Source organism: Gordonia sp. 'Campus', from assembly GCF_022206305.1.
In the GTDB taxonomy this organism is placed as follows: Bacteria; Actinomycetota; Actinomycetes; order Mycobacteriales; family Mycobacteriaceae; genus Gordonia.
Window position 1 is genome coordinate 47,513 of record NZ_JAKOIW010000004.1, and the last position, 14,183, is coordinate 61,695.

General features: G+C 67.0%; 17 protein-coding genes and 1 tRNA gene. 12 read left to right on the top strand and 6 right to left on the bottom strand.

The features are described from left to right. Positions 1–58: 58 nt before the first annotated feature. The 3 genes from MAY35_RS05600 (at position 59) to MAY35_RS05610 (ending at position 2,237) form a co-directional block, all read left to right on the top strand. The gene (locus tag MAY35_RS05600; protein WP_238419870.1) at positions 59–1,147 is read left to right on the top strand and encodes an NAD(P)H-binding protein; all 1,089 of its coding nucleotides are present in this window, start codon (positions 59–61) and stop codon (positions 1,145–1,147) included. 64 nt (positions 1,148–1,211) lie between these two features. Further along, a complete protein-coding gene (locus MAY35_RS05605) occupies positions 1,212–1,919 on the top strand; it encodes a type II CAAX endopeptidase family protein (protein ID WP_238419871.1) in 708 nt (235 codons plus the stop codon). Between the two features lie 243 nt (positions 1,920–2,162). Beyond that, positions 2,163–2,237, top strand: a tRNA-Val gene (locus tag MAY35_RS05610). A 55-nt stretch (positions 2,238–2,292) separates the two neighbouring features. Here the strand turns inward: MAY35_RS05610 and MAY35_RS05615 are convergent. Next, positions 2,293–2,769 (bottom strand): hypothetical protein, encoded by a 477-nt coding sequence (locus tag MAY35_RS05615; protein ID WP_238419872.1) that lies wholly within the window; start codon positions 2,767–2,769, stop codon positions 2,293–2,295. Further along, positions 2,762–3,403 carry an RNA polymerase sigma factor gene (locus tag MAY35_RS05620; protein WP_238419873.1) on the bottom strand — a complete coding sequence of 214 codons (642 nt, stop codon included), beginning with the start codon at positions 3,401–3,403 and terminating at the stop codon, positions 2,762–2,764. Before MAY35_RS05620 ends, MAY35_RS05615 begins: the two co-directional genes overlap by 8 nt. Before the next feature lie 124 nt (positions 3,404–3,527). Between MAY35_RS05620 and MAY35_RS05625 the strand changes: the two genes are divergently transcribed. The 7 genes from MAY35_RS05625 (at position 3,528) to MAY35_RS05655 (ending at position 6,518) form a co-directional block, all read left to right on the top strand. Further along, positions 3,528–4,028 carry an Asp23/Gls24 family envelope stress response protein gene (locus MAY35_RS05625; protein WP_238419875.1) on the top strand — a complete coding sequence of 167 codons (501 nt, stop codon included), beginning with the start codon at positions 3,528–3,530 and terminating at the stop codon, positions 4,026–4,028. Beyond that, the gene (locus MAY35_RS05630; RefSeq protein WP_238419876.1) at positions 4,028–4,351 is read left to right on the top strand and encodes a hypothetical protein; all 324 of its coding nucleotides are present in this window, start codon (positions 4,028–4,030) and stop codon (positions 4,349–4,351) included. Before MAY35_RS05625 ends, MAY35_RS05630 begins: the two co-directional genes overlap by 1 nt. After that, the gene (locus tag MAY35_RS05635) at positions 4,348–4,527 is read left to right on the top strand and encodes a DUF2273 domain-containing protein (protein WP_238419877.1); all 180 of its coding nucleotides are present in this window, start codon (positions 4,348–4,350) and stop codon (positions 4,525–4,527) included. Before MAY35_RS05630 ends, MAY35_RS05635 begins: the two co-directional genes overlap by 4 nt. Further along, the gene (locus MAY35_RS05640) at positions 4,520–5,098 is read left to right on the top strand and encodes an Asp23/Gls24 family envelope stress response protein (RefSeq protein ID WP_238419878.1); all 579 of its coding nucleotides are present in this window, start codon (positions 4,520–4,522) and stop codon (positions 5,096–5,098) included. The genes MAY35_RS05635 and MAY35_RS05640 overlap by 8 nt, the downstream gene beginning before the upstream one ends. Then, positions 5,095–5,685 carry a DUF6286 domain-containing protein gene (locus tag MAY35_RS05645; RefSeq protein WP_238419879.1) on the top strand — a complete coding sequence of 197 codons (591 nt, stop codon included), beginning with the start codon at positions 5,095–5,097 and terminating at the stop codon, positions 5,683–5,685. The genes MAY35_RS05640 and MAY35_RS05645 overlap by 4 nt, the downstream gene beginning before the upstream one ends. Further along, positions 5,682–6,230: a hypothetical protein gene (locus tag MAY35_RS05650; RefSeq protein ID WP_238419880.1), complete on the top strand. Its 549-nt coding sequence runs from the start codon at positions 5,682–5,684 to the stop codon at positions 6,228–6,230. Before MAY35_RS05645 ends, MAY35_RS05650 begins: the two co-directional genes overlap by 4 nt. A gap of 90 nt (positions 6,231–6,320) precedes the next feature. Next, the gene (locus MAY35_RS05655; RefSeq protein ID WP_010841182.1) at positions 6,321–6,518 is read left to right on the top strand and encodes a CsbD family protein; all 198 of its coding nucleotides are present in this window, start codon (positions 6,321–6,323) and stop codon (positions 6,516–6,518) included. Between the two features lie 75 nt (positions 6,519–6,593). Here the strand turns inward: MAY35_RS05655 and MAY35_RS05660 are convergent, their stop codons facing one another. From MAY35_RS05660 to MAY35_RS05675, 4 genes are all read right to left on the bottom strand, one after another. Then, entirely contained in the window at positions 6,594–7,784 is a 1,191-nt protein-coding gene (locus MAY35_RS05660; RefSeq protein WP_238419881.1) for an RtcB family protein, read from the bottom strand. 114 nt (positions 7,785–7,898) lie between these two features. After that, entirely contained in the window at positions 7,899–8,381 is a 483-nt protein-coding gene (locus MAY35_RS05665) for a peroxiredoxin (RefSeq protein WP_238419882.1), read from the bottom strand. Next, entirely contained in the window at positions 8,378–8,800 is a 423-nt protein-coding gene (locus MAY35_RS05670; protein WP_238419883.1) for a DUF3052 domain-containing protein, read from the bottom strand. The genes MAY35_RS05665 and MAY35_RS05670 overlap by 4 nt, the downstream gene beginning before the upstream one ends. A 252-nt stretch (positions 8,801–9,052) precedes the next feature. Next, positions 9,053–9,676, bottom strand: a complete 624-nt coding sequence (locus MAY35_RS05675) for a hypothetical protein (RefSeq protein WP_238419884.1) — start codon at positions 9,674–9,676, stop codon at positions 9,053–9,055. A 152-nt stretch (positions 9,677–9,828) separates the two neighbouring features. On the opposite strand from MAY35_RS05675, the gene aceE reads away from it, so the two are divergent. Together aceE and MAY35_RS05685 are read left to right on the top strand one after the other, a co-directional pair. Then, positions 9,829–12,711 carry a pyruvate dehydrogenase (acetyl-transferring), homodimeric type gene (aceE, locus tag MAY35_RS05680; RefSeq protein WP_238419885.1) on the top strand — a complete coding sequence of 961 codons (2,883 nt, stop codon included), beginning with the start codon at positions 9,829–9,831 and terminating at the stop codon, positions 12,709–12,711. Between the two features lie 70 nt (positions 12,712–12,781). Continuing rightward, positions 12,782–14,053 carry a CdaR family transcriptional regulator gene (locus tag MAY35_RS05685; RefSeq protein WP_238419886.1) on the top strand — a complete coding sequence of 424 codons (1,272 nt, stop codon included), beginning with the start codon at positions 12,782–12,784 and terminating at the stop codon, positions 14,051–14,053. Positions 14,054–14,183 lie beyond the last annotated feature (130 nt).

Below are 14,183 nucleotides of genomic sequence, written 5' to 3' on the forward strand. Positions count from 1 at the left end.
AGTCACACCGAACCCCCTTGCTCGACCAAGTCGGCACATTTTCTCTACCGTCGGTGTCATGAGGCTTCTGATCACCGGCGCCACCGGATACGTCGGGTCCCGGCTCGTGTGCGCCCTCCTGAAACAGGGACATGAGGTCGTCGTCACGTCACGCGACACCCGCAAGCTCGCCCGTTTCGGGTGGTCGTCGCAGGTCAGCAAGGTGACGATGGATGCCGACGACCCGACCTCGGTCAAGAAGGCAGTGGCCGACGCGGGTGCGGTGGACGCCATCTACTACCTCGTCCACGGCATCGGGCAGGCCGATTTCGCCAACGGCGACCGCGACGCCGCGCGCAACGTCGCCGAGGCTGCGCGCGACGCGGGCGTCGGACGGATCATCTACCTCGGCGGGTTCGTGCCGTCGGACGACAAACTGTCCACCCATCTGCAGAGCCGCGCCGACGTGGCCGAGGGACTCCAGATCGATGGCGGCCCCGAACTGGTGTGGCTTCGCGCCGCGGTGGTCATCGGCGCCGGGTCCACGTCGTTCGAGATCATCCGGTACATGGCCGATCGGCTGCCGGTGATCCCCGAACCCGGTTGGATCACCAACGCGATGGACCCCATCTCGATCCGGGACGCCGTGCACTACCTGGTGGCGGCGTGTGAGTCGTCGCTTCCTCCAGGCCACTACGACATCTCCGGACCCGACAGCGCCCGCTACATCTCCATCCTGCACGAGTACATCTCCGCGGTACGGGTACCGCGGTTGCGGCTTCCGGTGTTCGGGATCTCCACACGTCTGGCCGGACGGGTGGGCGGGATGCTCGTGCCGGTGCCCGCGTCGCTCACCGAAGAACTCGTGACCTCGCTGAACCATCCGATGACGGCGTCGGAACACCGCATCCGCGATCTCGTGCCCCCGCCCGAGGGTGGACTGACACCGATGCGCGAAGCCGTCCGGGCGTCGGTGCGTTCGCCGTACCCCCGCTCGGTGTGCGACCTCGACGACCTCCACCACCTCGCCGATACCGATCCGGCCTGGGCCGGAGGTGACTGGCTACGAGTGAAGCGCGGCGTCGTCGAGACGATCGGCACATCCCTCGGGGTGGCCACCAAGGTCGTCGGGGCCCTCCGTCCGAGCCGCACCGATGTAGCGTCGTGACCGGTGGTGGTTGATCGACCATCCCTGACCGATCGACCTGACCGATCTACCTAGGTGGTGATGAGTGCTGGTGACCACACTGGCGCGCGACCTGTACGAGTCCATCGCCGCGGATCGTGACCCCGATCCCGGCGCCCACTACATTCGACGACGCTGGCTCGTCGGAGTCTTCCTCGTCATCGGCGCGGTGGTTCTCGGAGTGTCCCTCCGGGTGGAGCCGGGCGATGCCGCGTTCTACCCGCTGACCATCGGCCTGGCGGCCGTGTGGATCGTCGGGGCGTTCGTCTCCGGGCCACTGCGGCTCGGCGCCTGGAGTCCGACGCCGTCCCGTCCGCCCAACCGGGTCGGCGCCATCATCCTCGGCACCGTCGTCGGCGTGGCCGTGGGCGGCGCCTTCATCGTCGGCGGCCTGGTCGCACGGATGATCCCTGGCGTCAGCGACCTCGCCAACCAGGTGTTGGCCTTCGCCGACTTCGGCAGCCTCGCAGTGGTCACCGCGATCACGATGCTCAACGGCCTCGCCGAAGAGCTGTTCTTCCGCGGCTCGGTCTACTCGGCGGCCCGCCCGCACAACCCGATCCTCGTGTCGACGGTGATCTACGTGCTGGTCACCATGGCCAGCGGCAATGTCATGCTCGGATTCGCCGGCGCCGTCCTCGGTACTGTCTGCGCCATCCTCCGACGCAGCACCGCAGGCGTCCTCGCCCCCGCGATCACCCACGTGATCTGGGGTGCCGTGATGGTCCTGGCTCTCCCGCCGGTCTTCGCCTGACTGCCAGACTTCAACTCGACTCCCAGACTTCGATCGAAGTCTGGGAGTCGAGTTGAAGTCTGCCGGTCCGACGACTCGTGCGTCCTGAGGTGCCCCTCTGCTCCCTGAGGTGCGAGGAGCGCAAGCGACGAGCCTCGAAGGGCCGGCGACCCTGGCTCCCGCGTCAGGACCAACCCGGTTTGGGCGATCGGCATCGGAGCGACTAAATTCGGGTGCGCAGCGCCACAGTTGTGGCCGCCGTACGCGCGTATAGCTCAGCGGTAGAGCTCTGGTCTTACACACCAGCGGTCAGGGGTTCGAATCCCTTTGCGCGCACCACTGCTTATCCCATAGCCCCAATCCGCGCCCAACGCGACTTCGAGCTATGAAATCGCTAACGGCTGAGCCACTCTCGCGTGTACACGTCCTGCCAGCGCACCGCGATGTTCCGACGCGCGTCGGCACTGCTCTGGCGGCCGACCGCCTCGATGAGCACCTCGTCGACGATGTCGCGCACCTCGTCGGACAGCGCCGGCAGGTCGTCGGCGTAACGCGCGATCAACCCGACGCGCACCCCCTCCACGGCGTCGCCGGTGCCGTCGACGGCGACGAACACCGTGAGCCTTCCCAGTTCCCGGCGGGTGCGGATGGCGATCATCTGCTGGACGACGCGGTCAGTCGTCTTGATGCCCGGATCGTCGGTCGCGAGTGTCCGGGCGGGGCGGCGGATGCGCCGGAGGTTGCCGGAGATCGACGAGATCAACTGTTCGATGTCGCTCGTCGGCTCCTCGGCGATCTGCTGGGTCGCCTCGATGAGCCACGAATCGGTGACATCGGGTCCGGCGGGGTCGGGCGAGATCCGGTCAGGCATCACTGTCCCCTCCTTCCCGGTCGTCGACGATCGTCGTAGGTGTGGGTTTACCAGGGTTCCACGGCGCCAAACGGGTCAACAGGAACTTCCGGCTCCGCTGGAGGTGTCCACGCACCGATCCGGTGGTGATGCGCAACACCTGTCCGATTTCCTCGAGGGTAAGCCCCTCCACTTCCTTGAGCCACCACGCTGCGCGTGAATTCGCCGGAAGGTTGTCCAATTCGGCCCGGAGAGCGTCGATCAACAGACTCCGCTCGGCCATGTCGGAGGGCAACGGCCCGGCGGCCTCCAGCTCGGCGAACCGCTCGTCGTCGAACGGGACGTCGCGTCTGCGCCGGTGATGGTCGGCCGCCTTCCGGTGCGCGATGGTGAACATCCACGTGCGGAAGCTGCTCCGAAAGGCGAAGTCGGGCAGACCTTTCCACGCGTCCAGAAGGGTTTCCTGGGTGAGGTCCTCGGCGGTCTGCTGCCCGTCGACCATTCGCAGCATGTACCGGAGCAGACCCGGTGTCACGCGCCGGACGAGCACGTCGAACGCCTCGGTGTCGCCGACGGCGGCCGCGCCGGCGAGCTCGTCGTCTCCGAGCTCCGACAGGTCGAGCGATTGCCTGTGAGCCGAATCACTGGGTCCCATGCGTGCAACTCCCCCCCTCTGTCCCGACTGACCTTACAGACGGATCGTGAACAGCCTTTGCGATAGCGCATCATCCGAACGCGGTCCGTCTACGAAGAAGACACGACGACTGAAGGAGTTCGACATGTCCGCAAGCGCAACCACCACCAAGGACGTCACGAAGGACGATGCCGGCATCGCCACCGGGACGCCTGCCGACGCCGCCGCGGGTCGTGCTCTGGCCCGCCGCGATTCGACGGGTGACCGCGGTCGCACCTCCATCGCCGACATCGTCGTCGCCAAGGTCGCGGGCATCGCCGCGCGTGAGATCGACGGCGTCCACGATCTGGGCGGTACCACCGAGCGTGTGGTCGGACGGGTTCGCGACGTCCTCCCGGGCACCACGGTGAGCAGCACCCAGGGCATCGAGGTGGAGGTCGGTGAGCGCCAGGCCGCGGTCGACGTCTCCATCGTCGCCGAGTACGGAGTGGCGATTCATCAACTCGCGGCAGCCATTCGACGCAACGTGATCACCGCCATCGAGCAGATGACCGGACTCGAGGTCACCGAGGTCAACGTGACCGTGCACGACATCGCCTTCGGTGACGACGACCAGGACTCGAACACCACTCCGCGAGTCCAGTGATGGCCGGTGCGCCCGGAGACGTCGAGTCGCCGGGCCTCGCGCAGCGGCTGGCCACCGCGGCACTCGCCGTGCCCGGTGTCAGCGGCCTGCACAGCGGGGTGTTCGGCGAAGTAGCCACTTATTTGCCGGGAGAACGTGTTTCGGGTGTCTCCCTCGACGATGACGCGGGTGCGATCCACATCGTCGTCGACGTCTCCCACGACCTGCACGGCGTCGCTGCGCAGGTTCGCGACGCCGCGGAGGAGATCGCGGCCAGGCCGATCACGGTGACCATTGCGGACATCAGCGTCGGCACCCCCGCAGAAGAAGGTGAAACGGAATGAACAACGCGACAATAGGTCTGTTCGTCGGTCTGCTGCTCGCACTGGCCGCCGTGGCCGGCGGCCTGGCCGGCTTTCTGCTGGCCGTGGTGCTCGGGGCCGCCGGACTCGTGCTCGGCCTGAACCGGGACGGTGCCATCGACCTCGGCGCGCTCCTGCGGAGTCGGGGTCGTGGCTGACCACCACCCCGGCGCCGTGCGGGGCGACGGCATGCCCGCCGACGAGTCGCCGGGGACACTCTCGATCGCCGACCGGGTCCTCGAGAAGATCGCGGCCCGAGCAGCTCTCGACATCGCCGGGGTCGTCCGCCACCGCGGCGGCGTCGGTTCCGTACTCGGACCGATCGGCGAGAAGACTTCTCTGCCACACGCCACCATCCACGCCGGTGGCTCACGCATCACCTTGTCCGTCGCGCTCGAATGGCCGTGCGCGGTCGCCGAGGTGGCCCGTCGGACACGTGAACACGTTGCCACGGAGGTCGAGCGTCTGGCCGGGATCGAGCCGCTCCGTGTCGACGTGACGGTGTCCAAACTGGAACCACGACAGACGATCCGACGCCTCCAGCGCGGTTACGTCGACCTGCCGCCCGTCGCAGACGACGTGCGAACGGGCGGTCCCGCAGATCTCGCCCCGGCAGACAACCCCGACGCCGCAGTTTCCGAGGCGGACGTCCCTGACACCCCCGACCCGCAGCACGACGCCGCTGCGGTCTCTCCGACCATCAGCACCGACATGGAGGTACGACGATGACGCAGACCGCGCTCGACCCGGACCTCACACCTCGCGGGCACCAGAACCCGACATCCGAGCACGCGTTTCCACCCGCCGCGCTCCCCGGCGCCGCCATCGCGGGTGCCGCGCTGGGACTCGCCTTCCTTGCACTCGGCGCGGTGGCAGTGCGTGACATCGCCGTCAGCGCGGCGTGGCTGGATGGTCGGGCGTGGTCGCTCACCGCGGCCGAGTGGATAGCCGGCCTGCAGTGGCAGAACTGGATGTGGCCGGCAGCAATCGGGGCGATCCTCCTGGGTCTGATCCTGTTGTGGGTTGCGGTCAGACCGCGACGCCGTACACATCTCGCACTCGCGGGCGACGGTATGTGGACCCGCCCCGGTGATGTCGCGAGGCGATGCAGCGCTGCGATCTCCGACCTACCCGGCGTACTCGACGCCGACACGGTGGTCACACGGCGCAAGTTGACCTGCACCGTGGACGTACGGAGTCAGATCGCCGACCGTGCACTCATCGAGAACACGGCCACCGCGGTGGCCGCCGACCTGCAGTCGCCGCCGCGAGTCGTCGTGCGCCTGCGCGATCGAGGACCGAGGAGCGTGCGATGAATCGTCTTCCCGCAACCGCGCATCGACTGTCGGTCGGACTCGTGGCCCTGGCGCTGATCGCCATCGGCGGCGCCGCCATCGCCTGGCGGGTGGGCGTCGAACCCGTGGCCGGTTGGGTCGACCGCCTCGACGAGCGCGCCGTTCTCGATGCGGCACAGGCGTCCTGGTGGACGTGGGTCCTCGTGGGCGTGGCCGTGCTCGCGGTCGGTTGGGGCCTGCTCTTGCTGGCCACCAACATACGGCCGCGCGCGGTCGACGATGCCCTGCTCGACGGTTCCGATCAGACCGGAACGCTCACCGTTGCACCGAAACTGATCGCGAACGCCGCCGCGCAGGAGCTCGCCGGAAACCCGATGTTCCAGAAGGTGACCGCGAAAGCCATCGACGATCGGGCGCGCAGCCTCATCCGGCTCGAGGTCTCGGCGAAGCCGAACCGGGGTTTCGACGAGGTCGCCGCGCCGGTCGCGGAGACCGTCGCCGCGATCCGAACCGCATTGGGGCAGTCCGGAGTGGACGTCCAGGCGTTTGTCCACCTGGACAGATGAAGCACGACGACAGATGACCGATCACCGAAGACATGACAGACGACCTCACCCCGAGGCCGTTGTCGTACCGATGAGATGAAGGAGAAGAAGATGGGATTCAGCGACAAGGTGAGCAACAAGGCCGAGGACCTCTCGGGCAAGGCGAAGGAGACCGCCGGCGACGTGACCGGTGACGACCAGCTGAAGAGCGAGGGCAAGGGCGATCAGCTGTCCGCTGCCGTCAAGGACGGCGTCGAGAGCGTCAAGGACGCCGCGTCGAACATCAAGGACAAGCTGTCCGGGAACTGATTCCCCGCCGAGAGCAACGAACCCCGAAGGTGTGCAACACCTTCGGGGTTCGACTTCTCGTGGAGACGATCGGTGTCACGTCCCCTTCACGTTGAGGATCTGCCGCAATGTGTGCTCGATGTCGACGAGGTCCACGGCATCGGCCATCACCTGGTCGATGTCCTTGTAGGCGTCGGGGATCTCGTCCACCCACTGCTCACCGTGCCGGTACTCGATTCCCGCCATCCGGTCCGCGAGATCGTCGGCGGTGAACCGCTTGCGCGCCTCGGACCGGGAGAAGCGACGACCCGCACCGTGCGGCGCCGAGCAGAGACCCGACTCGTTGCCCTTGCCGCGCACCACATATGACCGCGTCCCCATCGAGCCGGGAATCACCCCGCGAACGCCCTCATGGGCATCGATCGCACCCTTCCGGGTGAGCCACACGTCCTTGCCCGCATGCGTCTCGTTGACCGTGTAGTTGTGGTGGCAGTTGATCCGGTCGACCTCGAGCGACCCCGCGTCGCCGTCGCGCGCACCGAACCAGTCGGCGAAGACCGAGACGAACCGGTCCATCATCTCGGCCCGGTTCTCGAAGGCGAACCGCTGGGCCCAGGACAGGTCCCGCAGGTAGGCCGTGAGTTCCGGGGTGCCCTGCGGGAGGTAGGCGAGATCTGCATTTGGCAGGTCGATCCACCACTGCCTGCACAGCTTCTGGGCGACCTTGATGTGCTTCTGCGCGATCTTGTTTCCGACACCCCGCGAACCCGAGTGGAGGAACAGCCACACCATGTCCCGCTCGTCGAGGCACAGCTCGATGAAGTGGTTTCCGCCACCGAGCGACCCGAGTTGCTCACGCCACTTCGGTGAATGTGCGAGATCCACACCGTTGTTCGACGCGAGTTCGGCGAGTGAGTCGATCCGCGCCCGGGTGAAGGCGAACCGGTCCAGGCCGCGGTTGTAGTTGCCGGGCGACAGCGGGATCGCATCCTCGATCCGTGTCCGCAACCGCCCGAGGTCCATCCCGGAGATGTCGTCGGCGCGCAGGCGCAGCTGGACAGCGATCATGCCGCAGCCGATGTCGACGCCGACGGCGGCCGGGATCACCGCACCGGTCGTCGGAATGACCGTGCCCACCGCGGAACCCATCCCGAAGTGTGCGTCGGGCATGAGGGCGATGTGCGGGTGCACGAACGGCATCCGGGCGGTCTGGGCCGCCTGAGCAAGAGTGTTGTCGTCCACGTGCGATGCGTAGTTCAGCACCTTGGGCGACGCCATGGTCGGCATGGGAGTTCCTTTCGTGAGCGCCCGGGTCACGGGCCCTCACATCACACCGTCGAATCTCCCCAAGGGCAACGGGTTTTCGCCCCCGGCCGACATCGGCCCGGGCGACAGCGGACCTCAGCCGACGATGTCGAGCGCCTTGTCCCAGACCGCGTTGTCGCGCACCTCGCCCGGGCCGACCATGTCCGAGAACACGATCTTGCCGTCACGATCGACCAGGAACGTGCCGCGGTTGGCGTAGCCGCGCTCGTCGTTGAACACACCGTAGGCACGCGCAGTCTCCCCGTGCGGCCAGAAGTCCGACAGCAGCGGGAACAGGAATCCCTGCGCTGCGGACCACACCTTGTGTGTCGGAGACGGACCGACCGACACCGCCACGGTCGTCACGTCGTCGTTGTCGAAGCGAGGCTGCTGATCGCGGATGTAACCCAACTCGCCCTGACATGTACCGGTGAAGGCGAGCGGGAAGAACACGACGAGCACGTTGCGGCCGTCGCGCAGCGTCGACAGGGACACCAGCTGGTTGTTCTGATCGCGCAGCGCGAAGTCGGGAGCGCGATCGCCGACGGACAGAGGCGCAGAGGGCAGATCTGCGCTCATGCTTTCTTGCCCGAGCGGGCTTTCGGTTGAACCAGTCGAGCGGCCGACCAGTCTCCGAGGCTGATCGCCGAGGTCTGCGTCAGACCCGCGGTGGGCGCCGCCTCGGCGATCTCACTCGGGTCCACATATCCGGACTTACCCGTCTTGGGCGAGAACACCCAGACGTAACCGTCCTCGGCCAGGGGGCCGATGGCGTCCATCAGGGCGTCGACGAGGTCACCGTCGCCCTCACGCCACCAGAGGACCACGACGTCGACGACATCGTCGGCGTCCTCGTCGACCATCTCGCCGTCGATCGCGTCCTCGATGTCGGCACGGAGCTCGTCGTCGGTGTCCTCGTCCCAACCGACTTCCTGCACGACCAAGCCCGCGGTCAATCCCAGTTTCTGGGCGTTGCTACCGTCTGTGGCGGCTACCACCGCGCGTGACCTCCTGAAGGTGATGATTCGTTGTGTGCGTCGGCGTTGCACGCCTCTGCGTTCTGTGTGTCCCGGTCGGCACCGGATACGTTCCCGTACACCGACTCGCCTGTCAGCATAGGCAACAGCCTAAAGCCTCACATTGCAAGCCGAACGCCGTCACCGGTTTCGGCGTTTCGCCCCCGGGTCACCGTTCTGAACGGTGGGGCCGGGGAACGTCGCCGCGAATTTCTTACCCAGACGCCGGTGGCGTCAACCGCCCGGACGAGACGGGCCCGTCGGGGTCGGGACGACGGGGCTACGCGGCGTGGCCGACGACGCCGCCGGGAGCGGGGTGTACGCACGACAGACATCGAGCAGACGCGCCTTGTCTCGGGACCACTGCCCGGACACCGGGTTGAGTCCCGTGTTCAGTTCACGACGGATCGCGTTCTCGAGGCGTGCCGTCGAGTCGAGGAATGTCCGCGCCGGCGCCGATACCTCGGCGGGTGCCGAACCGGTGATCTTCGGACGGATCTGGTCCGATCCGGCGATCAGACTCGCGCGGGCCTTCTCGTCGAGGTCTCCGACGGCCGGATACGAGTGGGTCGTGTTCAGCCGGGTGACGAACGTGTTGAACCCGCGGACCATCACCACCATCGACGCCAACGACTCCCGGCAGAGTTCGACCCCTTCGGCCCGGACCTCCGCGGCCGCCGACGCCGACAGTTCGGAACGGTAGGCCGCCACCTCACCCGGCACGGGCGATCCCGCGCCGCCCACCGTGGAGGCGCACGCCCCGGACACCGTCGCCCCGGCGGCGACGAGCAGGGCCGCCACGATCCGGCGCCGACCGCGTGCAGCTCGGTCCGGCACGGTCCCCCCGCTGCCCGGCATCGCCTCTCCTTACTGATCAGTAACGGTTCGGTGGACGCTACCGCACCGAAGCGAGAGCGACAGCCTACACAGATCCGGTCGGTGCCAAGCCACGTCACATGGGGCACGATGAGGGGTGACACCGCACAACATCGGAGCGGCGGTGTCACGCCATGCGGCCGGACCACCACCCCCAGTCCGGCCTGTCAGAGGGAGTAGGCATCACCGTGACCAACCAGATGGACCATGCGACATCGGACGTCGTACCGAGCACACACGCCGGTGACACCGGTGCTCGCTCGAACGGACGCGCCGCCGGACAACGAGTCCGTGTCATCCGCGAGGGAGTCGCGTCCTATCTGCCCGACATCGACCCCGACGAGACCTCCGAGTGGCTCGACTCGTTCGACGCCCTGCTGGACGCGGCCGGACCCGGGCGCGCCCGGTACCTGATGCTGCGGTTGCTGGAACGGGCCGGCGAGAAGCGCGTGTCCATCCCCGCGCTGACGTCCACCGACTACGTCAACACGATCCCCACCGAGGCGGAACCGTGGTTCCCCGGTGACGAGGACGTCGAACGACGCTTCCGTCAGATGATCCGCTGGAACGCCGCGATCATGGTCCACCGCGCACAGCGGCCCGGCGTCGGCGTGGGCGGCCACATCTCCACCTACGCGTCGTCGGCGTCGCTGTACGAAGTCGGTTTCAACCACTTCTTCCGCGGCAAGGACCATTCCGGCGGCGGCGACCACATCTTCATCCAGGGTCACGCGTCCCCCGGCATCTACGCGCGCGCCTACCTCGAGGGCCGGATCGACGAGGCCCGCATGGACGGCTTCCGTCAGGAGCACAGCCACGCCGGCGAGGGGGGCGGACTGCCGTCCTACCCGCACCCGCGGCTGATGCCCGACTTCTGGGAATTCCCGACCGTCTCCATGGGCATCGGCCCGATGAACGCGATCTACCAGGCGCGGTTCAACCACTACCTCCACGACCGCGGCATCAAGGACACCTCCGACCAGCACGTCTGGGCGTTCCTCGGCGACGGCGAGATGGACGAGCCGGAATCGCGCGGATTCGCCAGCTTCGCCGCCACCGAGGGCCTCGACAACCTGACCTTCGTCATCAACTGCAACCTCCAGCGTCTCGACGGGCCGGTCCGCGGCAACGGCAAGATCATCCAGGAACTCGAGTCGTACTTCCGCGGCGCCGGATGGAATGTCATCAAGGTCATCTGGGGCCGCGAGTGGGACGCCCTGCTCCATGCCGATCGCGACGGCGCGCTGGTCAACCTGATGAACACGACGCCCGACGGCGACTTCCAGACCTACAAGGCCAACGACGGCGCGTTCGTCCGCGAGCAGTTCTTCAACCGCGATCCGCGGACGAAGGAACTCGTCAAGGACCTGTCCGACGCCGACATCTGGAACCTCAAGCGCGGCGGACACGACTACCGCAAGATCCACGCCGCGTACGCCTCGGCCATGACCCACAAGGGCCAGCCGACGGTCATCCTCGCGCACACGATCAAGGGCTACACGCTCGGCAAGCACTTCGAGGGCCGCAACGCGACCCACCAGATGAAGAAGCTGACACTCGACGACCTCAAGGCGTTCCGCGATTCGACGCGCATCCCGATCTCCGACGAGCAGTTGGAGAAGGATCCGTACCTGCCGCCGTACTACAACCCCGGCAAGGATTCGCCCGAGATCCAGTACATGCTGGATCGTCGCAAGACCCTCGGTGGCTTCCTGCCGAGTCGCCGGACCAAGGCGAAGGTGCTCAAGGCCGACGTGAGTTCGGCGCTGAAGGCCACCGCCAAGGGCTCGGGCAAGCAGCAGGTCGCCACCACCATGGCGCTTGTTCGCGTGTTCAAGGATCTGTTGCGCGACAAGGAGATCGGCAAGCGCATCGTGCCGATCATCCCCGACGAGGCGCGAACCTTCGGCATGGACTCGTGGTTCCCGACCCTCAAGATCTACAACCGCAACGGCCAGCTCTACACATCGGTCGACGCCGAACTGATGCTCGCCTACAAGGAGAGCACCGAGGGTCAGATCCTACACGAGGGCATCAACGAGGCCGGCTCGGCGGCCAGCTTCGCCGCCGTCGGGACGTCGTACGCGACGCACGACGAGCCGATGATCCCGCTGTACATCTTCTATTCGATGTTCGGGTTCCAGCGCACCGGTGACAGCTTCTGGGCCGCCGCCGACCAGATGGCGCGCGGCTTCATCATCGGCGCCACGGCGGGCCGCACGACACTCACCGGCGAGGGCCTCCAGCACGCCGACGGTCATTCGCCGCTGCTCGCCGCGACCAACCCCGCCGTCGTCGCCTACGACCCGGCCTTCGCCTACGAGTTGGGCCACATCGTCGACAACGGCCTCACCCGCATGTACGGCGAGAACCCGGAGAACGTCTTCTACTACCTGACGGTCTACAACGAGCCGATCAGCCAGCCGGCGAAACCCGAAGGTCTCGACCCCACGGGAATCGTGAAGGGCGCCTACCGATTCCAGAAGGCACCCGAAGGCAAGGAGCACCCGGCCAACATCCTGGTGTCCGGTGTGACGATGCCCGACGCGCTCCGAGCGGCCGAACTCCTGGCCGACGAGTGGAACGTCGGGGCCGATGTGTACTCGGTGACCTCGTGGAGTGAGCTCGCCCGCGACGGCATCCGGGCCGACCGCGAGGCCCTGCGCGACCCGGGCGCCGAGCCCGCACCCGCGTACCTGACCGAGCTGCTCGCCGACGCCGCCGGCCCGTTCGTCGGGGTCAGCGACTACATGAGAGGCGTGCAGGAGCAGATCCGCGCCTACCTGCCCGGCACCTACCTCACGCTCGGCACCGATGGTTTCGGTTTCTCCGACACCCGTCCGGCCGCTCGACGGTTCTTCAACGTCGACGCCGAGTCGATCGTCGTCGGCGTCCTCGTGGCCCTCGCCCGCGACGGCAACATCGACATGTCGGTGGCCAAGGAAGCGGCCGAGAAGTACCAGATCGCCGACGTGGCGGCAGCGCCCGAGCAGACCAGCGATCCGGGCGTCGCCTGATCCACGCGCGGACCGCCCTCGATCGAGTGCCGCGACCTCGGATGACACGGTCGGGGTCTAGATTGAGGGCGTGTCCGACCCCCGCGTGAACAAGAAGCCACCACCGGCTGACGTGTTCGGTGAGCGGGGTGCCCACGTACCGGCCCCCGCCACCGTTCACGACGCACTGCCCGACACCCTGCTCCGGCGTGTCAAGCAGTACAGCGGACGTCTCGCGACCGAGGCGGTCCACTCGATGCAGGACCAACTGCCGTACTTCTCCGACCTCGACGCCGCCCAGCGGGCGAGTGTCCAACTGGTCGTGCAGACCGCGGTGGTGAACTTCGTCGAGTGGATCCAGGATCCTGAGGGCAACGTGAAGTTCACGGTTCAGGCCTTCCAGGTGGTGCCGCAGGATCTCGCCCGACGGATCACCCTGTTGCAGACGGTCGAGATGGTCCGCGTCGCCATGGAGTTCTTCGAGAAGTGGTTGCCACTGCTCGCCCGCAACGACGCGCAGCTTCGTGCCCTCACCGAGTCGGTCCTCCGGTACGGACGCGAGATCGGCTTCGCCGCAGCCGCGATCTACGCCTCCGCCGCGGAATCCCGCGGCGCGTGGGATTCCCGACTCGAGGCGCTGGTGGTGGACGCGGTGGTGCGCGGCGACACCGGCCCTCAGCTGCTGTCCCGGGCCGCCGCACTCAACTGGGATTCCGACGCGCCGGCCACCGTCATCGTGGGCACTCCTCCTCCCGAGCAGAACGTCTCGGTGCCCATCGCCATCCACACGACTGCCAAACAGTTCGACCGGTCGGCCCTCTCGGTTGTGCAGGGCGCGGTACTGGTGGCCATCGTCAGCGGGCCGATCCGGCCGACGGAGAAGTTCGTCGCCGCTCTGCTCTCCCACTTCGCCGAGGGTCCGGTCGTCATCGGTCCGACGATGCCCAACCTCGGCAGCGCGCATACGAGTGCCACCGAGGCGATGGCCGGAATCGAGGCGGTGGTGGGCTGGCCGAGCGCGCCGCGGCCCGTCCACAGTCTCGAGTTGCTCCCCGAGCGTGCGCTCAACGGTGACGAGTCGGCGATGTCCGCGCTCGTCGACTCGCTCGTGGATCCGCTCGCCGACGGCGGCTCGACACTCACCACGACGCTCGAGGCGTACCTGGACTCCGGCGGCTCGGTCGAATCATGTGCACGGATTCTGTACATACATCCAAATACGGTCCGGTACAGACTGAAGAAAATTTCTGAAATCACAGGACGCGACCCCACGAATCCGCGTGACGCCTACGTTCTGAGAGTCGCGTCGACGGTGGGTCGTCTGACACACTTCCGGCACAAATCGCGATCATCTGCACCATAGATCACACCCGTTACATGTCCGATTTACCGTTTCCGCAGATAGAGACCTTGGGAACACGGTTCGGTAACAAATCTCGGACTGGTGACGACTCAGGTGACCTGACGATCAAGTTTGTGGGAACCCCACAAAA